Annotated in this window: 18 protein-coding genes; 9 read left to right on the plus strand and 9 right to left on the minus strand. The window is 63.7% G+C overall.

Annotated elements, in window-relative coordinates:
* Window positions 1-31 precede the first annotated feature (31 nt).
* Together B9Z01_RS17765 and B9Z01_RS17770 are read right to left on the minus strand one after the other, a co-directional pair.
* Window positions 32-946 carry a LysR family transcriptional regulator gene (locus B9Z01_RS17765; protein WP_085485353.1) on the minus strand — a complete coding sequence of 305 codons (915 nt, stop codon included), beginning with the start codon at window positions 944-946 and terminating at the stop codon, window positions 32-34.
* 119 nt (window positions 947-1,065) lie between these two features.
* Window positions 1,066-1,791 (minus strand): 2OG-Fe(II) oxygenase, encoded by a 726-nt coding sequence (locus B9Z01_RS17770; protein ID WP_085485354.1) that lies wholly within the window; start codon window positions 1,789-1,791, stop codon window positions 1,066-1,068.
* 308 nt (window positions 1,792-2,099) lie between these two features.
* Between B9Z01_RS17770 and B9Z01_RS17775 the strand changes: the two genes are divergently transcribed.
* Window positions 2,100-2,747 (plus strand): DsbA family oxidoreductase, encoded by a 648-nt coding sequence (locus B9Z01_RS17775; protein WP_085485356.1) that lies wholly within the window; start codon window positions 2,100-2,102, stop codon window positions 2,745-2,747.
* Window positions 2,748-2,789: 42 nt separating this feature from the next.
* Here B9Z01_RS17775 and B9Z01_RS17780 read toward each other — a convergent pair whose 3' ends face one another.
* Window positions 2,790-4,184 carry an MFS transporter gene (locus B9Z01_RS17780; RefSeq protein WP_085485358.1) on the minus strand — a complete coding sequence of 465 codons (1,395 nt, stop codon included), beginning with the start codon at window positions 4,182-4,184 and terminating at the stop codon, window positions 2,790-2,792.
* 134 nt (window positions 4,185-4,318) lie between these two features.
* On the opposite strand from B9Z01_RS17780, the gene B9Z01_RS17785 reads away from it, so the two are divergent.
* Window positions 4,319-5,059, plus strand: a complete 741-nt coding sequence (locus B9Z01_RS17785; protein WP_085485360.1) for an ArsR/SmtB family transcription factor — start codon at window positions 4,319-4,321, stop codon at window positions 5,057-5,059.
* A 46-nt stretch (window positions 5,060-5,105) separates the two neighbouring features.
* Here B9Z01_RS17785 and ppnP read toward each other — a convergent pair whose 3' ends face one another.
* The 3 genes from ppnP to B9Z01_RS17800 form a co-directional block, all read right to left on the minus strand.
* Window positions 5,106-5,426 (minus strand): pyrimidine/purine nucleoside phosphorylase, encoded by a 321-nt coding sequence (gene ppnP / locus B9Z01_RS17790; RefSeq protein ID WP_085485362.1) that lies wholly within the window; start codon window positions 5,424-5,426, stop codon window positions 5,106-5,108.
* A gap of 175 nt (window positions 5,427-5,601) precedes the next feature.
* Window positions 5,602-5,961 (minus strand): protocatechuate 3,4-dioxygenase, encoded by a 360-nt coding sequence (locus B9Z01_RS17795; protein ID WP_085485364.1) that lies wholly within the window; start codon window positions 5,959-5,961, stop codon window positions 5,602-5,604.
* A complete protein-coding gene (locus B9Z01_RS17800; RefSeq protein ID WP_085485365.1) occupies window positions 5,958-6,803 on the minus strand; it encodes a gallate dioxygenase in 846 nt (281 codons plus the stop codon). Before B9Z01_RS17800 ends, B9Z01_RS17795 begins: the two co-directional genes overlap by 4 nt.
* Window positions 6,804-7,193: 390 nt before the next feature.
* On the opposite strand from B9Z01_RS17800, the gene B9Z01_RS17805 reads away from it, so the two are divergent.
* Together B9Z01_RS17805 and B9Z01_RS17810 are read left to right on the plus strand one after the other, a co-directional pair.
* The gene (locus tag B9Z01_RS17805; RefSeq protein WP_085485742.1) at window positions 7,194-7,895 is read left to right on the plus strand and encodes a GntR family transcriptional regulator; all 702 of its coding nucleotides are present in this window, start codon (window positions 7,194-7,196) and stop codon (window positions 7,893-7,895) included.
* Complete coding sequence (locus B9Z01_RS17810; RefSeq protein ID WP_420814687.1) at window positions 7,892-9,199, plus strand: LysR substrate-binding domain-containing protein; 1,308 nt, start codon at window positions 7,892-7,894, stop codon at window positions 9,197-9,199. Before B9Z01_RS17805 ends, B9Z01_RS17810 begins: the two co-directional genes overlap by 4 nt.
* A gap of 5 nt (window positions 9,200-9,204) precedes the next feature.
* Here B9Z01_RS17810 and B9Z01_RS17815 read toward each other — a convergent pair whose 3' ends face one another.
* Window positions 9,205-10,134, minus strand: coding sequence for a DUF1932 domain-containing protein (locus B9Z01_RS17815; RefSeq protein WP_085485367.1), 930 nt, complete (start codon window positions 10,132-10,134; stop codon window positions 9,205-9,207).
* Window positions 10,135-10,340: 206 nt separating this feature from the next.
* Window positions 10,341-12,461: a tetratricopeptide repeat protein gene (locus tag B9Z01_RS17820; RefSeq protein WP_085485369.1), complete on the minus strand. Its 2,121-nt coding sequence runs from the start codon at window positions 12,459-12,461 to the stop codon at window positions 10,341-10,343.
* Window positions 12,462-12,692: 231 nt separating this feature from the next.
* Here B9Z01_RS17820 and B9Z01_RS17825 point away from each other — a divergent pair, with 231 nt between their 5' ends.
* The 5 genes from B9Z01_RS17825 (at window position 12,693) to B9Z01_RS17845 (ending at window position 19,228) form a co-directional block, all read left to right on the plus strand.
* Complete coding sequence (locus B9Z01_RS17825) at window positions 12,693-13,103, plus strand: DUF2946 domain-containing protein (protein WP_085485375.1); 411 nt, start codon at window positions 12,693-12,695, stop codon at window positions 13,101-13,103.
* Window positions 13,104-13,185: 82 nt separating this feature from the next.
* A complete protein-coding gene (locus B9Z01_RS17830) occupies window positions 13,186-15,573 on the plus strand; it encodes a TonB-dependent receptor (RefSeq protein WP_085485377.1) in 2,388 nt (795 codons plus the stop codon).
* Between the two features lie 73 nt (window positions 15,574-15,646).
* Window positions 15,647-17,170: a PepSY-associated TM helix domain-containing protein gene (locus B9Z01_RS17835; protein ID WP_085485379.1), complete on the plus strand. Its 1,524-nt coding sequence runs from the start codon at window positions 15,647-15,649 to the stop codon at window positions 17,168-17,170.
* Between the two features lie 88 nt (window positions 17,171-17,258).
* The gene (locus tag B9Z01_RS17840; RefSeq protein ID WP_085485381.1) at window positions 17,259-18,053 is read left to right on the plus strand and encodes a DeoR/GlpR family DNA-binding transcription regulator; all 795 of its coding nucleotides are present in this window, start codon (window positions 17,259-17,261) and stop codon (window positions 18,051-18,053) included.
* Window positions 18,050-19,228, plus strand: coding sequence for an MFS transporter (locus tag B9Z01_RS17845; RefSeq protein WP_085485383.1), 1,179 nt, complete (start codon window positions 18,050-18,052; stop codon window positions 19,226-19,228). The genes B9Z01_RS17840 and B9Z01_RS17845 overlap by 4 nt, the downstream gene beginning before the upstream one ends.
* Before the next feature lie 98 nt (window positions 19,229-19,326).
* On the opposite strand, the gene B9Z01_RS17850 is transcribed toward B9Z01_RS17845, so the two are convergent.
* On the minus strand, window positions 19,327-20,193 hold the full coding sequence (locus B9Z01_RS17850; protein ID WP_085485385.1) for a sterol desaturase family protein: 867 nt from the start codon (window positions 20,191-20,193) through the stop codon (window positions 19,327-19,329).
* Between the last annotated feature and the right edge of the window lie 640 nt (window positions 20,194-20,833).

Consider the following 20,833-nt stretch of genomic DNA (forward strand, 5'->3'; position numbering starts at 1 on the left):
TCAGCCGCTTGCTGCCCGTATGCTGGATTTGCTAAGGCTGATTGCCGAGAAGATTGCCGAGAAAAGCGACCAGTGCCGCGGCGCTCGCGCTCAACTGCTCGCGCGCCTTGAAGATCATGATGAGGTGGCGTTCGGCCCACGCGTCGCTCAATGAAAGCAGCCGCACGTCGAGCGTATTCACGTAGAGCAGACCCACCTGCTCGGGCACGATCGCGATGCCGAGACCTGCATGCACCATCCGGCACAGCGCGTCGAGGCTGCTCACGCGAATCCGCACATCGAGCTGCCGCCCCGCGCTCGCCGCCTGCTGCGTGAGCAAACGCGTGAGCGCGCTTTCGCTGCGCAAGCCGACGAAGCTGTCATACAGCAGATCGTCGAACGCCGCACGCGAGGCGCTCGCGAGCCGGTGAGCACCCGGCACCAGCACCGCGAGCCGGTCCTGCCGATACGGCACCTGCTCGAACACTTCACTGCCGGCAACCGGATTGCAGATGCCGAAGTCCGCGCCGTGTTCGTCGACGATACGCAGCACGTCCGCGCTATTTTCTTCTTCGAGTTCGATCGACACGTCCGGGAACGCACGGCCGAACGCGGCGACGTCTTCAGGCAGGAATTGCACGATCGACGAAAGATTCGCCACCACGCGCACGCGCCCTTTCGCACCCGACGAGAAGCGCGACAGCTCCGCGCTCATCTGCTCGATGTTGCCGATGATCGCGAGCGCGTATCGCAGCACGGTCTCGCCGACCGGCGTCACGGTAATCCCGCGCGACTGGCGTTGGATCACCGGCAGGCCGATCACGGCCTCGATCTCGGCAATGCGCCGGCTCACCGCCGACGACGCGATGAACTCGCGCTCCGCGGCACGCGCGATATTGCGCTCCTGGCAAACGGCGACGAACAGGCGCAGCGAAGTCAGGTCGAGTTTCTTGAGCAGGTTTTCCATGGGACGGGGCGCGGTTTTCGAGGATCGCGGGCAAACGCTGGAATCGTGGCCTTTATCGTCTCATGGAGCGCGCCGATGCGCCATTCCCGTCATGGCGCCTCATGCAACGTTATGCAACGTCAGGCAGCGTCATGGAAGATGATGCCCACCGTATGCCGATGCCCCGAGCGCAGACGGCTCACGCCATGCCGCAGATTGACGCGATACGGGCCGCGCGTGCCCTGCACGGGCCGGCTGTTCACGGTAAACACCACTGCGTCGCCCTTCGCGAGCGGCACCACTTCGGCGCGCGACTGCATGCGCGGACGCTGCTCGGTCATCACGAACTCGCCGCCAGTAAAATCCCGCCCCGGTTCCGACAGCAGTATCGCGACCTGAAGCGGAAACACATGTTCGCCGTACAGGTCCTGGTGCAGGCAGTTGTAATCGCCCTCGCCGTACTGCAGGATCAGCGGCGTGGGACGAAGCTGGCCGGCGTCGTGGCAGCGGCGAATGAAATCGGCGTGTTGCTGCGGATAGCGCACGTCGATGCCCATTGCCCGGTTCCAGCGGTTCGCGACCGGCACGAGGCGCGGATAGATCGCGCCGCGCAATTCGCCGATGATCCGAGGCAGCGGATACGCGAAGTACTTGTATTCGCCGCGGCCAAAACCGTGGCGCGCCATCACGATACGGCTGCGATAGAGATCGTCGCGCGGATAAAGCGCCGCCAGCGCGTCGCACTCGTGTGGCGTGATGAGTTGCGGCACGGTCGCGCATCCGTACTGATCGAGGTCCTGCTCGATCCGGCGCCAGTCGAGCGCGCCGACGCGTTGGTCGACGCGTTGGTCGACGCATTGGTCCATTCTTTGCGCGGATGCGATGGCGGGGAGTGCCGTTTCGTGTGAAGTCATCGTCGGTGGGTTCGCTTGACGTGGCTGGCGGCGGAGTGCGCCGTCAGCGCCATGAAAGTAGATCGATAACGTAAGTGTACGAGTGCGGCGACAGGAAAACACTCCGGCTCTTGCGCTCGAATTCGGCGGACCGTGCGTGCGTCGCTGGAATCGCGCACGGGCCGCGCTCTGCACGGGCGGCCAATTCACGCTACGCTGTCGTTATCCGTTGCGCCCGCATCCGGCGGCGCGCATGGCACTTCATTCCTTCAAGGACAGTAATGAAACAGCAACTCACCATCGATTTCGTCTCCGATATCGCCTGCCCGTGGTGCGCGATCGGCCTGTCGTCGCTTCAGCTTGCGCTCGCGCGTCTTCACGATAGCGTCGACGCGCAGATCGTCGTGCATCCGTTCGAGCTGAATCCGGAGATGGGACCGGACGGCGAGGACATCGTCGATTATCTCGGCAAGAAATACGGGCGCACGCCCGCGCAGATCGCCGAGACGCAGGCGATGATCCGCGAACGCGGCGCGAGCGTCGGCTTCAATTTCGGTCCACGCACGCGCACCTACAACACGTTCGACGCGCACCGCCTGCTGCATTGGGCCGGTATCAAGGGCGAGCAGTTGCCGCTCAAGCTCGCGCTGCTGCGCGCCTATCATGCCGACGGCAAGAACCCGAGCAATCATGACGTGCTGATCGAAGCGGCGCAGTCCGTGGGGCTCGATGCCGACGAAGCGCGCGAGGTTCTGACCAGCGGCGCTTATGCCGATGAGGTTCGGGAAGCGGAAAAGAACAATCAGCAGATGGGTATTCAATCGGTGCCGTCCATTATCTTCAACCATCGATATCTGATAACGGGCGGGCAGCCGGTGGAGCAATTCGTGCAGGCGATCGAGGAAATTGTCGCGAAGGGGGTGGCGTAGTTTTGGCTTGAGGTGGCGCGGCATTCACGTTTTTCAGAGCATCTAGCGGTGGAGCTCACCGGACACGCCCTCGCCAACCTCACCGGCCTGCATCGACGCAAACCACCAGGCCATTCCGGCCGCAAACGACAACGCACCCGCAAGCAACAACCCGCTGCGCATGCCATCGACGATCGAATGCCTCATTGCGATCATGCTCCCCGAAACAGTGACGCCAAGTACCGCCCCCGTTTGACGCGCGGCGTTGAGCACCCCCGCCGCAATACCGGAGCGGACACTCTCGACCGATGCCATTAGCGTCGTCGTGGCGACAGGCGTAATCAGGCTTGCAGCAAGACCAATGGCAGGCAATGCGAAAGCGAACGGCACAGCGGAGAAGCGGGAGACGATCGCCCACAATCCGGCAAAACCGAGCGCAGCGAGCACGCACGCAGCACCGACAAGACTTCTCGGCCCCAACCAGGTCACCGCGCGTTTCGACAGAAAGCTGCCGATTGGCACGACGATGGTCAACGGCAGGAAGGCGAGCCCCGTACGCATCGGCGAGTAGCCAAGCTGATGCTGAAAATACAGACTAAGGTCGAACATCAGGCCGTAGAACGTAAACGCCGAAACCATGGAAACGAGAATCGCGCAGGAAAAGCCGGAATGGCGGAAAAGACCGAAAGGCAACATCGGCTGCGCACGCTTCGTTTCGATCGCAACGAACACGCAGCCCGCAACCAGCGTTGCCGCGCAGCCGGCGGCAATGGGTGGCGCAAACCATCCGTATGCGGGCAATCCGATCACCGTGATATTGAGCAGCGCGAGGGTCGCGATTGCCGCGATCTGGCCGGCGATATCGAAGCCTGGCGCGGCCGCACTCCGCGCCCCCGCCTGTATCTCCACCCTGCGCGCCAACACGATGCCGATCAGACATACAGGAACATTCAGCAGAAAAATGCTGCGCCAGCCTGCAAGCCCGATCAGCACGCCGCCGATCAGCGGTCCCGCCGCCATCGCGAGGCCCCCGAGGCCGGCCCACACGCCGAACGCGGCCGCGCGCTCTTGAGGGTGCGGGCACGCGCGATTGATGAGCGCGAGCGAAGCAGGAACCAGCAGCGCCGCCCCGACGCCCTGCAAAACGCGCGCGCCGATCAGCGCCGCGAGACTGGACGCCGCGCCGCAAAGCGCCGACGCACCGGTGAAGACCGCGAGACCGGCGATATACACGTTGCGCGCACCGAGCCGGTCGCCCAGCGTACCGCCCGATAGCAGCAGACTCGCGAAGGTCAGCGTATAAGCATTCACCACCCATTGCAGACCGCTCATGCCGCCCGCGAGACTCATCGATATCGGTCCCAACGCGACGTTGACGATCGATGTATCGAGGATTACGACGACATAGCTGAGACTCGTTGCGAGCAGTACGGACCGTTGCTGTATTCGATCGTTCATCAGGCGATTCCCCGGACATGGTGGCTGGTATCGCTTCAGTATCCGGGATCGCGAATTCGTGATGCTTCGATACGCGTCGAAGTATGCGGCTGCGAGATTCGGCTACGCTGTCGATAAATGCCCAGGAGACGGACATGGACGTTCAACCGAAAGTCGCCGCGACGGCGTTCCTGATCGCCGACGCGGCCCGCGCGGCAATGCTGATGGCTCTCGCCGATGGACGCGCGCTGCCCGCCGGCGAGCTAGCCTACGCGGCCGGCGTGACGGCGCAGACGGCGAGCAGCCACCTCGCCAAGTTGCTGGACGGCGGCCTCCTCACGGTCGAAAAGGAGGGGCGTCACCGTTACTACAGGCTTGCGGATGCGCAGGTCGCATCGCTACTCGAGAACCTCGCCGCAATCAGTGCAAGAGCGCCGGTGCGCCGAAAACCGTATGGGCGCGACGCGCGGCAATTGCGTTTCGCGCGATGCTGTTACGACCATCTTGCCGGGCAGGTCGGCGTGACGATCACACAGCAGTTGATGCAACGCGATCTTCTCGCGGCCGGCGAAGACAAACGCTTCGAAGTGACGCGAGCCGGCGCGCAGTGGTTCAGCGAACTGGGCATCGACGTGGCGACACTGCGGCCGGGCAAGCATGGAGTCGCCCGGCAATGCCTCGACTGGACGGAGCGGCAGCACCATCTCGCCGGCCCGCTCGGCGTCAGGTTCATGTCGACGCTGTGCGAGAACGGCTGGTTGCGGCGCGCGCCTTCATCAAGGGTTGTGCAGGTAACGCCGCTCGGTTGGGCGGCGCTGTATGAAAAGTTGGGCGTGACGGCGGATGGCTTGAGCGGCGGCAGCGACGGCCGCGACGGCGAAGGTACAGGCCGGTGATCTGGCGGGGAAATAGCGCCGCTGCGCCGCATGCCCTCGCTTACGCTTACAGATAGCTGCAAACGTAGTCGAGCGTCTCAAGCACGTCGATATCGAAACGGCTCTTGCCCGGCACCGAGAACGACTCGCCCGCGCCGTAGGTCTTCCATTCGTTGCTGCCATCGAGGCGAATGCGGCACTTGCCCGCCTGCACTTCCATGAGTTCCGGCGCGTCGGTGCCGAAGTTGAGCGTGCCGGGCAGGATCACGCCGAGCGTCTTGCGCGTGCCATCGGCGAAAAGAACGGTGTGCGACACGCACTTGCCGTCGAAATAGACGTTGGCTCGTTTGACAACAGAAACCTGATCGAATTGCGTTGCAGCCGTCATGGCGGTCTTCCTCGGGGTCATCGTGAATGAATGCGTGGACGTCCGGCCGACACAGCGAACTGCGCACGAACTGAATCTGCGCAGCCCGCCCGCGCGGCATGCAGGTCCGGGCGCGAGGCCGCCATCATACAGGCTCGGGCAAGGTTCGCGCCGCCGGCCGGCAGCCATGCCGCTTTCAAACCGCCTCTGGCACCTGGCGCGTCTTCAGGAACGCTTCGAGCGTTTCACCACGCATGCTCGCGTACATACCGAGGTTGGTGATCTTCACGACACGTGCAAACTTTTCGAGCACGAAAAAACAGACGCCATAGCGAATCAGTCCAATCCAGTCCGTGTTATCGACCAGCGCGCGCTCCTGCGGCGTAAGTCCCGCGGCATCGTAGGCGGCAGTACGGTTTTCGAGCCACAGCGCGCGCGCCGGCGCTTCGCGCATCTGCCAGAAGAAGCGGTTCAGACGCATCGCCTTGATGCTCTGGCGAATATCGAACGGATACGTGCCGGTCAGTTCCTCGACACCGATCAGTTGCGGATTCATTGCGCCACCTCGTCCTCGTAAATCGTCACGGCCATCGCGGTGCTGGTTGCGAGATAGTAGTTGCGATGCAGTTCGCGGACCTTCGAGCCGAGCGCGCCGCGCATCGCGAGCCACATGATCGTCTCGACGCTTTCCGCGCCGCCGAGGCGCACGTAGTCGACGTGCTTCATCGCGGCAAGACGCTCGGGGTCGTTGACGATCAGATCGAGGAACTCCATGTCCCATTCTGTGTTGTTAAAGCCGCTGCGCTCGCCGTGCACCTGGTGAGACAGCCCGCCCGTGCCGACCACCACGACCTTGAGATCCTGCTCGAACGATTCGATTGCGCGACGCAGCGCCTGACCGAGCCGGTAGCAACGATTCGCGGTAGGCAGCGGATATTGCAACACGTTCACTTCGAACGGCACGAGCGAAAGCGGCCAGCCGTCTTGATGCGGCAACATCAGCGAAAGCGGCGAGTTGCAGCCGTGATCGAGCGGGCGATCCTGGAAGACCGTCAGATCGAATTCGTCCGCCACCAGTTGCTCGGCGATATGAATCGCGAGATCGGGATGACCGGCGATGTCCGGCAGCGGACGCTTGCCCGCGCCTTCATCGGCGAATTCATGATTGGCCGACACGCCGAGCGCGAACGTCGGATAGCAGTCGAAGAAGAAACTGTTCGCGTGATCGTTGTAGAACATCACCATCACGTCGGGCTTGCGCTCCTCGAGCCATTGCGCCACCGGCTCATAGCCTTTGAAGAGCGGCGCCCATGCGGGTTCGTTCTGCTTGCCCTTGTCGTACGCCAACCCGATAGTGGGTACATGCGACGTGCCGATACCGCCAATGATTCTTGCCATACTCGCCCTCTTGCGTCACTTGATGCTGCGTGCCAATCGGATAGGCCGTCGCTGTCATCGTCATAGCCAGCGCGGCCATCTTGGGATACAAAGATAGGAATTGTGCCGTCATACAGGAAGTACGGGTAAACCTCAGTTAGCGGTAGGCTAACGGGTCGAAACCGCCTAACCATGCGCCGTGCAAGCCGGAAAGCATCGCTGCAAGCCGCGCGGCGCATGGCTTCGTCGGTATCCCAAGGCCGCACGGTGAGCCTCGCGCCGTATCTTCATGAGGCAACGCGCGATAAACAAAACAGATGGCCCGGAAAACAACTCGCAAGCTGCTTTGAATGCGTGGTAACGCGCTGCGCGCGTGGCTATACTTCGGTGCTTCTGACGAACTGGAAAACCATGAACGAGACGACCCAGCAAGCGATTGTCCAGACGTTGCGCGAGAGGATTCTCTCGGGCGAGTTGTCGCCCGGTCAGCGTCTCGTGGAAGCGCACATTGCGCAATGGCTCGGCGTATCGCGCACGCCGCTGCGCTATGCGTTGAGCGTGTTGTCGTCGGAAGGTCTGCTGGACCGTTCGGGATCGCGCGGTTACGTGGTGCGCCGTTTCAGCGTGCGGGACGTGCTCGATGCAATCGACGTACGCGGTGTGCTCGAAGGACTCGCTGCGCGCTCGGTCGCCGAAAGCGGCGTCAGCCCGGCTTTAGCCGCGGCCCTCGATGACTGCCTGCGCGAGGGCGATGACATCTTCGATCAAAAACGCCTGAAACAAGGGGACGACGTGCGTTACGCGCAGATGAACGGCCGCTTTCACGCGCTCATTGTCGACGCGGCGCAGAACCAGGCGGTGACGGCCGCGTTGAGTCTGAACGACAAGATCCCGTTCGTGTCGCCGTTCACGATCGCTTTCGACGAATCCGCGCGCGAGCGCCAGTTCATGATGCTGATGTACGCGCATCGCCAGCATCATGCGATTGTCGATGCGCTGAAAAAAGGCGAAGGCGCGCGCGTCGATGCACTGATGAAAGAGCACACGCACATTTCGAAGGAAAGCCTGAACCTCTCGCTGCCGGCATTGCATCTGATCGCAGGCGCAGCATGACGAGCGATAACACCTCTGCGGAAAACAGCCCCGTGCCGGCCAAAGCGCCGCTGTCGATGAGCGGTAAAGACCTGCTCAATCTCGCGCAGTTGCGCGCGTTCAGGCTCGTTGCCGACATGGGCAGCGCAACGCGCGCGGCGGCCGCCCTGTTTCGTGCACAGTCGGCGGTCACGCGCTCGGTGCAGGAACTCGAGTCAGCGCTCGGCGAGCCGTTGTTCGATCGTGGTCCATCGGGCATGCTGCCGACACCGGTCGGCCGCGCGGTGCTGCACCGTTGCGAGCGCATCTTCGCGGAACTGGAAGAGCTTGCGCAATGGTGCGCCGCGCGTCAAACGCGCCGCCGGCCCGTCGCGGACGGCGCATTGCCCGCCTATCTGCTGAACACGCGGCGGCTGCAACTGTTCGCGGCGCTCGCGCGGCATCGGCACATGCCGAGTGCGGCGAAGACTTTTGGTATCAGTCAGCCCGCGGTGAGCACCGCGATCCGTGTGCTCGAAAGCGGCTCGGGCCTGAGTCTGTTTCATCGAAGCCCGCGCGGCATCCTGCTCACTACGGAAGGCGAAACGTTTCTGTTGCACGTGCGCCGCGCGCTGAACGAATTACGGCACGTACCCGACGATATCGCCGCGTTGCACGGCAAGATTCAGGGCTCGGTGACGGTCGGTGCGCTGCCGCTCGGGCGCACGCTGATTCTGCCCAAGGCCATTGCGCGCATGACCTCGGAAAATCCAGGCGTGCGCGTCGTGACCGACGAAAGCTCGTATGAAACGCTGGTGGCCGGCCTGCGCGCGGGCGACATCGACTTCATTCTCGGCGCACTGCGCGAGAACGACGCGACGAGCGGCCTGAAAAACGAGCGGCTGATGTCGGAAGACATGGTGGTGCTCGTGCGACGCGATCATCCGCTCACGCGGGCGCGCAATCTGACCGTCATGGGCCTGCGCGACGCGCAGTGGATCTTGCCGCGCAGCAATGCGCCCGCACGTGCGCTGTTTGAAGCGCAATTCAGGCGAATGAAGGTGAAGCCGCCGCTACCGACGGTCGAGACCGCCGATCTTGCCGTGATTCGCGGCTTGCTGCTCGGCACCGACATGGCGGCGGCGCTGTCGGCGCAGCAATTGCACCACGAGATTCAGTCAGGGCAACTCGCCGTGCTCGACATACCCCTGCACAACACGCGGCGAGACATCGGGCTGACACTGCGCGCGGCGGGCACGCCATCACCGGCCGCGCGCGCGTTGATCGATGCGATCCGCCTGTCGGTCGTCGATGTGACACGCAAGGTCAGCATTGGCACGAACTAGCGGTTCTATCCGGTTGATTCGCGGCTGGTTCGCGGTGAGTTCACTGACCTATCCGGCTCGTTGTCCGGCAGCCCGTCGAAAAACTCACGCCAGTCGAACGGCATGGGCAGCGCCCCGTAATCGATACCGCCCGCCTCCATGGCATCCACGACGCTGTCCTGCACACGCGCGGACGCGTCGCTCATGAACGGCGTAATACCCGCTTCCTGGAGCGTCTGCGAGACTTCGCGCATTTCCGCCGCGCGGCGCCGGCCATGCTCGGCGACACGGCTGACCAGATAGCCTGGCACGCCCGTGTCGCCGCGCATCTTGCCGAACGTCTCCGCCAACGATTCGAGCACGATCGACTCCGCGTCGTAATGCCGCGCGGCGCGCAGGCATTCGACAGTCAGTGCCTCGATGCCCTTGATCATCACGCTACGGCACATCTTCGCCGCCGACGCGACGCCGATTTTCTCCGACACCGCGCGCGCGTTGAAGCCCAATGCGTTGAGCCACGGCGCGAGGCGCTCGGCGCTCGCGCCGCCGAGCAACATCGGCACAGCAAGGCCGTAGGGCGGCACGGGCGCCATCACGGCCGCTTCGACGTATTGCGCGCCCGCGCCTTCGATACTGGCTTGCGCATGTTGCTTGGTGCGCGGCGAAACCGAGTTGATGTCGAGATAGAACTGCTCCGGCCCGATGCAGCGCGCGGCCGCCTGCGCTACCTCGAAATCGGCTTCGGCCGTGACCGCCGATACGATGAGCTGCGCGCCGTCCATCGCGCCTTGCAGCGTCTCGGCGACGCGAACGCCGGCGGCATGCGCCTTCTCACACAACGCGTCGCGCCGCAGATCGAACATCGACACCTGCACGCCCTGGGCGACCAGCGCTGCGCCGAGTATTCCGCCCGCCTCACCGAAACCGATGAATGCGATATGCCTGAGTTCGTTCATAGCCGCGCCTCGCAGGTCAATGAACGAATGCGTGTCGTGCGTGACATTGCGTTGCCTCCCATGCGTTGCCTCCCATTTGCAGTTCAGGTTTCTGCTACGACATAACAGTACTTCATCCTGAACCTGCGAAGAAGCGCATCGACACGAACCGCCTCATCAGTTTCTCCGGCCAAGCGTGCCAGCTTCAACGTGAGCGGCATACGCCGCTACCACTCGACGCACGCCTGTCGCACGCGTTCGATCGACGCCGCCCAATCCTCGTCCGGCGCGCGGCGAAACAGGCGCAGGGTATGCGGATACCACGGCGAGTCGTCGCGCTCGTGCATCCAGCGCCAGTCGACATCCCGTTCGGGCAGCATGACCCAGCATGGCTTGCCGAGCGACGCGGCCAGATGCGCGATGGACGTATCGACGCAAATCACGAGATCGAGTTGTGCGACGATGGCCGCGCTGTCCGCGAAATCCGTCACGCCAGTACCCAGATCGAGCAACGGTTGCGTGGCAGGCGGATTGCGCGCTTCGTCCTCGCCCTGCCCTTTCTGCAGACTCACGAAGCTCAGGCCCGGCACACTCCAGAGCGGCGCAAGCGTGGCGAGCGACGGAATCGAGCGATTCGCGTCGTTATGGTGCTTTGCGTTGCCTTTCCAGACCAGACCGATCCTGCGTCCTGGCGGCAGCTTCTCCAACGCCGGACGCCATTGTTCGACGAGCGCTGAATCGATCCTGAACCGTACGGGCCGCGGAATCGTATCGACGGTCGTACGCAAATACAGCGGCGCGCTCAGCGGACTCGTCCAGCAATCGTAGGTCGATGCGCGTGCCAGCGCGACGCTGTGATCGAACACGGCATCCACACCGTCGACACTCGCCATCAGCCGATGCAGCGGCGGCACGCAGGCAAACGCGACATGCGCGGCGCCTTGCGCCTTCAGCAACGCAAGATAGCGGCCGAACTGCAGCATGTCGCCGAGACCATCTTCCTGCCAGACCAGCACGGACTTGCCGTCGAGCGCGCCGCCCGACCATTGCGGACAACTGAGCATCGCGCGGGTCTTGCGATGAATGAAATCGGGCTGCTCATAGCGGCTCTCGTACAGTTGCCAGCCTTCCTCGAAACGACCCATGCCAAGCAGCAGCACAGCCAGACCGAAACGCGCCTCACCGTAGTCGGCCCGCAACGCAAGCGCTTCGCGATATGCTTTCTCGGCCTCGGAGAATCGCCTGAGTTGCACCAGTGCATTGGCGAGGTTCGCATGCGCCTGCGCTAGTTGAGGAAATACTTCGAGCGCGTGCCGGAATGCCTCGATGGCTTCGGGAAAACGCTCGAACACACGCAGCACGCAACCGAGATTGTTGTGCGCATGCGCGAGGCCCGGTTGCCAACGAATCGCGTCACGGTAAGCCTGCTCGGCCAACGCGAAACGCTCCTGTTTGAACAGTGCAATGCCCAGGTTGTAGTACGCCTCGGCATAGTGCTCACGATGAGCGATCGCTTCTCGATAAGCCGCTTCCGCTTCGGACACCCGTGCGAGATCCATCAGCACCGCACCGAGATTAAGATGAGCCTCCGCGTAATCGGGCCGGATAGCCAACGCGAGCCGGCAGGCCAGCTCGGCCTCCGCGAGCCGCTGCGTGGCCTTCAGCACGCCGCCGAGATTGTTGAGCGCTTCCGGATACTGCGGCTTGAGCGTCAGCGCCTCGCGATACGCCGCGTCCGCTTCGGCGAGGCGTCCGAGTTCCATCAGCACACTGCCGAGGTTGTTGTGCACCTCCGCGTGACCGTGCAAGCCGAGCAGCGCATGACGATAAGCCGCTTCCGCTTCATGCGGGCGGCGCAGATCGCGCAGCACGATACCGTGGCTGTAATGCGCCTCGGCATGGCTGGGGCGAAGCGTCACCGCCTGACGATGCGACGCCTCCGCTTCGTCTTGGTAGCCGAGCCCGTAGAGCACGCAGCCCAATTGATGATGCGCGTCGGCGTCGAGCGGGCGCAGCGACACCAGTTGCCGATACATCGCTTTCGCCGCGGAAAGACGGCCGAGCGATCGGAACAGTGAGCCGAGACTTGCGTACACGTCGGCGTAATCGGGTTTCAGACGCAGGCATTGGCGCCAATAGTTCTCCGCGTCCGTCACCCGATGCAACATGAACGAGCACGCACCGGCAATATTCAGTACATCGGCTCGCCGGTCGTTCGGCAAGGCCGTGTCGTCGAGCAACGGCAAGACGAGCGGCAACGCGTCGGCGAACTGTCCGGCCGAACACAACGAGACGGCCCGCTGGGTGATATCGGCGATCGAAGAGGCAAGCGTCTGCGTGGGCGTCATGGGTCGTGGCGATGGAAATCGCTGTGTTCCAGCGTTGTTTCGTCGGTGTTCCCGCGATGCGCGTCGAGCGGCGGCGCACCTCGGGTGATCCCACAGCGTAAGTGATCCGGCGCCGCGCCAGCGCTTCGAAATGAGCGGCTTTTTGCCGTCTAATCCGCCGCTATACCTGTCATCACGAAAGAAAAGATCGTACGGCGGTGATAGAATCGCCCCGTCTTTATTTCGACCATCATGACTCCACGCTCCCGCAACCGCATGACCGCATGGCTTGGCCTCGTCGCCATGTGGCTCGTCGTGTTCGCGCCGCTCGTGAGTCAGTTGCTTGCGTCGAGCCGCGCGCACGAGCCCATTGCCGCGCTCTGTTCGGCGCTGCATCCGTCCGGCGCGGGCGATGCGAGCGACGCGGGCATCGTTGCTCAAACGGGCCAGGCGCCGGTGCATCTGAGCCACGACGATGCGTTCGGCGCCTGCGGCTACTGTCATCTGCTCGAACATCACGTCGCGATGCCGGCGCTCGCCGCCGTCGAACCTCTGGCCGCCCTGCTGCTCGCCAGCACTGCACCGCCCACGCTGTCCACCCGCTTCACGCCGCTTGGCGCGTTCCCGTCGGGACGTCCACGAGCCCCACCTGTCGTTTCCTGATCGCTGCCGGTTCTGATCGCACGTTCGTCGCCTCCGCCGACGACGCCTGCGCTCGCCTGTTCAACGCATCGAGGAAACGTTCATGCTCAACTTCGCCCTGCGAAGGCTGTCCTTTTGCGTCCGCCGTGGCGCTGGTTTTTCCGCTTATCGCGCGGTTCATCGCGCCGCTCGCCGGTCCGCTCATTGGCCGATTCTCGTTCCGGCGCTCGTGCCGGCCTTCGTCGCCTCGCCCGCGCGAGCGGACGACGCGAACCCCGACTCCACGCTGCCCACTGTCAGCGTCAGCGCGAGTGCGAGCACGAGCGCGGCAGCGCCCGCGGTCGATCCGAACCTGCCCGCGTCCGTCGAGACCGTCACGCGCGATCAGTTCGCCAACTGGAATGTCGTCAACACCGAGGACGTGCTCAAGTACATGCCGAATCTGGCCGTGCGCAAGCGCTTTATCGGCGATCTGAATTCGATCATCGCCGTACGCGGCACGAGCAATACGCAAAGCGCGCGCGGCCTCGTCTATGCGGACGGTTTGATGCTGAGCAATCTGCTCGGCAATAGCTATTCGTTTCCGCCGCGCTGGTCGATGGTGTTTCCCGACGAGATCCAGCAGGTCGACGTAATCTACGGGCCGTTTTCCGCGCTGTATCCGGGCAATTCGCTCGGCGCGACGGTGCTCATCAGCACGCGCATGCCGAAGCAGTTCGAGGCCAACGCGGACGTGAAGGCGTTTACGCAGCACTTCAGCCTGTTCGGCGTGAACCAGAGCTTCAACGGCAGCGAGGCGAGCGCGTCGATTGGCGACCGGGTCGGCAAGTTCTCGTATCTGCTCGGCGTGAATCATCTCGAGAACACGAGCCAGCCGCTGCAATTCGCCACACTCGCGCAATCGGGCACCCCCGCGAAAGCGGGCGACACGCCCGTCACCGGCGCGTACTTTTACAACAACCAGACCAATACGCCGACGGCCGTGCTCGGCGTGAACGGCGAAGGCATCGAGCACACGGTGCAGGACCAGTTCAAGCTGAAAATGCAGTACGACTTCACGCCGACGCTGCAAGCCGGCTTCACGCTCGGCTACTGGCACCAGACCTACGACAGCCAGACGTCGACTTTCCTGCGCGATGCGAACGGCAACCCCGTGTATAGCGGCAACGTGTCGATCGGCGGCTACCATTACACGATTCCCGCGGCTGCCCTTGCGCCGAGCTTCGGCCACAGCGAAAACTGGCTCTATGGCGTCTCGCTAAAAACACGCAACGCCACGGGCTGGAATGGCGAAGCGATCGCGTCGTACTACGACATCGGCAATAGCGTGGCGCGCACCGCGAATGCGGGCGGCCCGGGCAACGGCCCCGGCACGGTGCTGTTCGGCGACGGCACTGGCTGGAAAACGCTCGATCTGCGCGGCACGTACACTCCCGTCTCAACTCAGGCAGGACTCGGCAATCACGCGCTGAGCTTCGGCTATCACTACGACAACTACTTTCTCGACAACCAGAGCTACAACACCCTGAACTGGCGGGACGGCGACGCGGCGTCGTTCGCCAACGCATTCACCGGCAAGACGCAGACCCAGGCGCTCTATGCGCAGGACGCGTGGCGTTTTCTGCCGCGCTGGAAGCTCGTCTACGGCGTGCGCTATGAAGACTGGCAAGCCTACGATGGCGCGCAATCGCTACCGGGCCAGACCATTGCGTACAGCGACGCGAGCCAGCGCCACTTCTCGCCGAAAGCCTCGCTGTCGTTCGACGTCAGCGATGATCTTGTCTTGCGCGCCTCGATTGGCCGCGCCTACCGCTTCCCGACGGTAAGCGAACTGTTCCAGGGGCAAATCAACGGCTCCGCGATCGTCAACAACAATCCGCATCTGCAACCCGAAGACGATCTTTCGAAAGAACTGAGCGCCGAATGGGCGCACTGGAATGGCGTTTTCCGCTTCTCTCTGTTTCAGGACGACGTCAAGAACACGATCTTCAGTCAGACCGACACGACCGTGATTCCCAACGTGACGAACTTCCAGAACATCGGCAAGGTGCGCTCGCGCGGCGTCGAGACGAGTTATTCCGGCGAGGATGTCATGGTGCGCGGCCTCGATCTGCTCGCAAGCGTCGCTTATACGCAGTCGAAGATCATCGCCAATGCGCAGAACCCGGCGACAGTCGGCAAGTACTTTTACCGCATTCCACTGTGGCGCGCCAATATTGCCGCGACCTATCACTTCGATGCGCGCTCGGCCTTGACGCTCGCCGCGCGCTATTCGGGCCGCCAGTACAACACGCTCACGAATACCGACACGAACCCCAATGTATTTGGCGGCACCAGTACGTACACGGTCGCGGATGTGAAGTTCACGTTCAAGCCAACCCGGATCAGTGAAATCGGTATTGGCGTCGACAACCTCTTCGATGCGCGCTACTTCGTCTACCACCCCTATCCGGGCCGCACGTTCTATGCGGAAGCGAAGCTGCGCTTGTGAACGCGGCATGAGCGCGAAATGAGCGCTTCATGAACGCCAACTGATCGATTTAATTTGCCCGATGAGGATTTCCATGTCCACGACTCACGCCGCCGAACGCATGCGCGCCGCGAACCGCCCAACTCCAGGCGCCACTGCCAGCCCGGCCCACCCAGGTTACAGAACGCTGTGGCGCTGGCATTTTTACGCGGGCCTTTTCGTGATGCCCTTTCTGCTCGTGCTGGCTATCACCGGCACGCTGTACTGTTTCCAGCCGCAGATCGAACCGCTGCTATACCGGCAGCGCCTGATCGTCGCACCGCAAGCGGTGCCGAAGCTGTCCGAAAACGCGCTGCTCGCTAGAGCGCGCGCGGCGATGCCGCCCAATTCCGTCGCGGCGACCGCGGCTATCACGAGCGACCCGCAACGCAGTGCCGAATTCGTTTTTCGTCTCGCGGACGGCACGCAACAAAGCGTCTATCTGAATCCGTACAACGGCGAGGTATTGGGCACGCTGAGCGTCGAGCGCCGTTTCATGCAGGTGGATCGCATGCTGCATCGCAAGCTGCTGCTCGGCAAACCCGGCGAATTACTCATGGAATTGGCGGCATGCTGGACGCTCGTGATGATCGGCACTGGTATCGCGCTCTGGTGGCCGCGCGGAAAGACTGGTTTCCGCGCTGCGCTGTTGCCGCGCTTCTCGCTGCAAGGGCGCCCACTGTGGAAAAGCATCCACGCGACGCTCGGCATCTGGCTCGCGCTCGGCGCGCTCGCATTCGTGCTGACGGGCTTGCCGTGGACCGGCTCGTGGGGCAAGCAGTTCAAGGCGTTCGCGACAGCCACGCATCTCGGCGCGCCGCCGGGCGCATGGGGTGGCCTGGCGCTGCGCTCCGCGCTGCCGGGCGCGCACGCGGACCACGCCGCCACGACGGATGCACAGGCAACGAGCGGCGCGCATGACGTGCATGACGTGCATGCCGGGATGGACTCGATGCCCGGCATGGTCATGGACGATCTGCCGTTGCCGCTCAAGCCATGGGCCGCCGGCAACGCACGTGTGCCTGTTTCTGCCGATGCGGCCGGCGACGCGCAAGCCCTCTCGCTCGGGCACATCGTCGCGCTCGCGGCCTCTCTCGGCATCACCGACGGCTACAACATCGTGCTGCCCAACTCGGCAAGCGGCGTCTACACCATTTCATATTTCCCAGGGAATCCGAAAGATGAGCGCACGCTGTATGTCGATCAATACAGTGGCGCCGTGCTGAAAGACATCCGCTACGGCGACTACGGCGCAATCGCGAAAGCCGTGTCGTACGGCACGTCGTTGCATATGGGCCGCTATTTCGGCGTCGCGAACCAGCTTCTGTGCGCGGCGATTTCCCTCGGCCTCGCCGCGCTCGCCGTGACCGGCTGCGTGATGTGGTGGAAGCGGCGCCCCCAACACTCGCTCGGCGCGCCGTCGCGTGAACGCGCCGCGCCGCCGTTGCTCGGCTGGAAAACCGGCCTCATCCTGCTCGGCGCCGTCTTTCCGCTGATGGGCGCGACGCTCGTCGCGGTATGGCTGATCGACTGGCTGGTCTTCGGCCGCACCAGGCGGGACCTGAACCGCGCCGTCTAACCCAGCCGCGCTGCTTGCACTGCCTGCACGTTTACGATATATTTTGCTCGTTTATGATCGTTTTATACCGGTCGAACGAGGAGAGACGATGCAGCGAACGCGAGAGGAAGCCATCAACGGGCTGCTGCCCGAGCAGCGCGAGGCGCTCATTCTGGAGCGGCTGCGCACGCACGGCCGCGTGCTGGCGGCGGAACTCGCCGCCGAGCTGCAGACCTCGGAGCACACGGTGCGCCGCCATCTGCGCGACCTGGCCGGCCAGGGGCACTGCAAGCGCGTCTACGGTGGCGCGCTGGTGGTCTCGCCCGCCGACAAACCCGCCGCGGTCCGCATGCACGAAGCCGTGGATCGCAAGGCGCGCCTCGCCGCGGCGGCCGCATCGATCGTGCGCCCGAAGCAGATCATCCTGCTCGACGCGGGCTCCACGAACGTCGCGATTGCGGCGGCACTGCCCGAGAACGCGGATCTGACCGTCGTGACGAATTCGCCCGAAGCCTGCGCGCGCTTGCTGAACCGGCCGGGCTTCGACGTGATACTCATTGGAGGACGCATTGCACGCGGTGCGGCCGGCTCGCTCGGCGCGACCGCGCTGCTGCAAATCCAGCAGATCCGCGCCGACCTGTGCTTCCTCGGCGCCTGCGCGCTCGATCCCGACGAAGGTGTCGCCGCGTTCGATGCCGAGGACGCCGAACTGAAACGCGCGATGGTGCAGGCAAGCAGCCAGATCGCGATCGCACTGACTTCCGAAAAGCTGATGACAGCCGCGCCGTTTGCCGTGGCGCCCACATCGGCGGTCGATTATCTGTTCGTCGAAGCCGATGTGCCGCGCGCGCGGCTCGCGAGCTTCGAGGCCGTCTGCGACAACGTGATGGCGGTGCGCCCATGACTTCGCCCGACGCCACGCTCATCAGGCCGCTCATCAGGCCCGTCAAGGAACGCATCGCGACGATCGGCGTCTTTCTCGCCAACGGCTTCGGCATCGGCGCGTGGGCGGTCGAAGTGCCGCGCATCAAGGAAGGGCTGTCGCTTGGCGACGCATCGCTCGGCATTGCGCTGTTCTGTTTCGCGCTCGGCGCGATTGTCGCGATGCCGCTCGCGGGGCAACTGGCGCCGCGCTTCGGCAGCGGCCGGGCCACCGCGCTGCTCGGCGCGGCATTCGCAATCGCCTTGCCGCTGCCCGCGCTCGCGCCCGGCATGGCGACGCTTTGCATCGTGCTGTTCGTGCTGGGCGCGTCGAACGGCGCGCTCGATGTGTCGATGAACGGGCACGCCAGCGCAATCGAAACACAGTGGCGCGCGCCGATCATGTCGTCGTTTCATGCGGCGTGGAGCGCGGGCGGACTGCTCGGCGCGGCGACAGGCGCGATGTTGCAAAAAAACGGCGTCGGCGTGATCGGCGGGCTGCTGGCACCCGATATATTCATCGCACTCCTGATTGTTTTTACGGCGGTACTTGCATTGCGCGATGTCGGCCCGCGCGCGCACGCCGCGTCGAGCGGTTTCGCGTGGCCCGAGGGCGGCGTGATGAAGCTGGCGATGCTCGCGTTTCTCTGCATGCTCGTGGAAGGCGCGGTGGCCGACTGGAGCGCCGTCTATCTGCGCTCGGCATTGAATCAGGAAGCGAGCGTTGCCGCGATCGGCTACTCGGCGTTTGCATTTTCGATGGCGGCCTGCCGGATTGCAGGCGATGCCTCAGTGCGCCGTTTCGGTTCGAGCAAGGTGGTCGCGCTCGGTGGTCTGATCGCGCTGGCCGGACTCGCGCTGGTCCTGAGCCTGCCGACGGTGCTGACCGCGTGCGTCGGCTTCGCGATGGTCGGCGTCGGTCTCGCGAATATCGTTCCGGTCATTTTCAGCGCGGCGGGCCGCTCGAGCCCGATGCCCGCGGTCGGCGTCTCGATGGCGGCCACGGCTGGTTATGCGGGCTTTCTGATCGGGCCGCCGCTGATCGGCCTCGGCGCCGGCTGGCTCGGCCTGCGCGTCGCGTTATGCGTGCTCGTGATGGCGACGTTGATCGTGTCGCTGTTAGGCGGCAAGGCGGTGCGAAACGCGCAGACGGCATAGCGGGCAAGCCGGCTTTGCAACCGTGCCGCTGCGCAGCGTGGCTGCGCATGTGAAGCGCGCCTGTGAAGCACGCCCGTGAAGCACGTCTGCCCCAGGTCTTATTTCGTTTCCTTGTCCAGTAGCGCGATCGGCTTGCGAGCAGGCGCCGAATCGAGTTCGGCATGCAGCCCCAGCGGCCAGCTCAACGCACCGAGCAACGAACGCGGCTGCGTACCGTCGTCGAGCCCGGTGACGGGCCATTCGTGTTTCGCGGGCACCCAGCGCGTGCCGAACACGTGGTCCCACAGCGGCAGCAGTTGCGCGAAGTTGTGATTCAGATGCTCGGCGCGAATCGAGTGATGCAGGCGGTGGTACTGCGGATTGTTGACCCACGTGATGTAGCGGCCGAGGTCCACGCGCAGATTCAGATGCGAGAAGTAGTTGCCGAACATGAACACGATCGACGTCGCGCCGACGATCCACGGTTCGACCCTGAACAGCACGCCGACGATCGGATAGAGCAGACATCCCTTGATGAACACTTCGAGCCAGTGATGCCGCAGCGTTATCGTCACGTTGAAATCCACCGCGCTATGGTGCAGCGAATGCAGCTTCCATAGCACAGGCCACGTGTGCTGCAGGCGATGAAACGCGTATTCGAGCAGATCGATCGTGAGCAGCACGATCACGAAAGACGCAAGCGCCCCCCAGCCTTGCGACACGAGCACCACCATGCCGCCGCCGAACGCATTCACAATCGCGACGCTGGCGGCGGCCGCGAGAGGCTTCGCAGCCTCGGCGAGCGCCAGATACCAACCCGCGTACGCCATGTTCAAACGCTGCCCCGCGCGCGATTGCAGCAATGCGGCGGGCCAGCGGCGCTCGAGCAATGCGCCGACGCCCATCATCACCAGCACGAGCGCGTAGGCTCGCAGCCAGAGGCTCGCGTGGTGCAGCAGTTCAGGAAACGGGATCGACGCCAACATGGAATTCCCCGCTGCGGAGGATGCCAACCGGGCATGGACGGCGCTTGCGCGTGCTTTCACGCAAGTGGCCTGCGCGGTTTGACCGACCGACGCGACTGGAACCGTCGCAAACATGAAGCACGCCCGGGATTCGGGAACGACAGGAGCGTTAACATGATCTTCGCAGCCTGCCGGCCGGCACGCAAGCGCCCGTTGCGCGAATCGCGCCGTGCGTGGTCTGCATGTTGCCCGCGTGTTGCCCATGCTTTGCCCATGCGTTACCGCGAACGTACAGCGAATTCAGATCCGTCCGCAGGGACGGAAAAATGGCGAGGTTTCCGCTTCACGCCGTCACGATCGCGAGTGACCGATGCTTCCCCATCGCCCGCTCGCGTCGTTGTTTATCGACATCCGTATAGAGTTGGCCCCGCCGCACTTCGCAAGACGCGCCTCCCTCCCCGAACGCGAATCACGAAGACGTTTGTTGCTGCCGGTATTTATTCACTGCGTGGTTTCCGGCTGCAACATATGTAGTTCTTGTGATTCTCTTATTGCAACGGCCATGCCATGACGGGCTAAAGCCTTACCAGGCAACGATCGGCACTTTCGCATGAGGTATCGCGAGCACTCGATTGCATCTGATGAATCGGAATTGAGACGC

It is taken from the genome of Paraburkholderia susongensis, from assembly GCF_900177725.1.
Taxonomy (GTDB): Bacteria; Pseudomonadota; Gammaproteobacteria; order Burkholderiales; family Burkholderiaceae; genus Paraburkholderia; species Paraburkholderia susongensis.

Excerpts from the sequence above, each read along its gene's own strand:
- B9Z01_RS17850 (WP_085485385.1), bottom strand. The coding sequence starts at position 20,193 with ATGTTGGCGTCGATCCCGTTTCCTGAACTGCTGCACCACGCGAGCCTC.
- B9Z01_RS17795 (WP_085485364.1), bottom strand. The coding sequence starts at position 5,961 with ATGAATCCGCAACTGATCGGTGTCGAGGAACTGACCGGCACGTATCCG.
- B9Z01_RS17805 (WP_085485742.1), top strand. The coding sequence starts at position 7,194 with ATGAACGAGACGACCCAGCAAGCGATTGTCCAGACGTTGCGCGAGAGG.
- B9Z01_RS17830 (WP_085485377.1), top strand. The coding sequence starts at position 13,186 with ATGCTCAACTTCGCCCTGCGAAGGCTGTCCTTTTGCGTCCGCCGTGGC.
- B9Z01_RS17845 (WP_085485383.1), top strand. The coding sequence starts at position 18,050 with ATGACTTCGCCCGACGCCACGCTCATCAGGCCGCTCATCAGGCCCGTC.
- B9Z01_RS17785 (WP_085485360.1), top strand. The coding sequence starts at position 4,319 with ATGGACGTTCAACCGAAAGTCGCCGCGACGGCGTTCCTGATCGCCGAC.
- B9Z01_RS17770 (WP_085485354.1), bottom strand. The coding sequence starts at position 1,791 with ATGGACCAATGCGTCGACCAACGCGTCGACCAACGCGTCGGCGCGCTC.
- B9Z01_RS17765 (WP_085485353.1), bottom strand. The coding sequence starts at position 946 with ATGGAAAACCTGCTCAAGAAACTCGACCTGACTTCGCTGCGCCTGTTC.
- B9Z01_RS17825 (WP_085485375.1), top strand. The coding sequence starts at position 12,693 with ATGACTCCACGCTCCCGCAACCGCATGACCGCATGGCTTGGCCTCGTC.
- B9Z01_RS17820 (WP_085485369.1), bottom strand. The coding sequence starts at position 12,461 with ATGACGCCCACGCAGACGCTTGCCTCTTCGATCGCCGATATCACCCAG.
- ppnP (WP_085485362.1), bottom strand. The coding sequence starts at position 5,426 with ATGACGGCTGCAACGCAATTCGATCAGGTTTCTGTTGTCAAACGAGCC.
- B9Z01_RS17775 (WP_085485356.1), top strand. The coding sequence starts at position 2,100 with ATGAAACAGCAACTCACCATCGATTTCGTCTCCGATATCGCCTGCCCG.
- B9Z01_RS17810 (WP_420814687.1), top strand. The coding sequence starts at position 7,892 with ATGACGAGCGATAACACCTCTGCGGAAAACAGCCCCGTGCCGGCCAAA.
- B9Z01_RS17835 (WP_085485379.1), top strand. The coding sequence starts at position 15,647 with ATGTCCACGACTCACGCCGCCGAACGCATGCGCGCCGCGAACCGCCCA.
- B9Z01_RS17800 (WP_085485365.1), bottom strand. The coding sequence starts at position 6,803 with ATGGCAAGAATCATTGGCGGTATCGGCACGTCGCATGTACCCACTATC.
- B9Z01_RS17840 (WP_085485381.1), top strand. The coding sequence starts at position 17,259 with ATGCAGCGAACGCGAGAGGAAGCCATCAACGGGCTGCTGCCCGAGCAG.
- B9Z01_RS17815 (WP_085485367.1), bottom strand. The coding sequence starts at position 10,134 with ATGAACGAACTCAGGCATATCGCATTCATCGGTTTCGGTGAGGCGGGC.
- B9Z01_RS17780 (WP_085485358.1), bottom strand. The coding sequence starts at position 4,184 with ATGAACGATCGAATACAGCAACGGTCCGTACTGCTCGCAACGAGTCTC.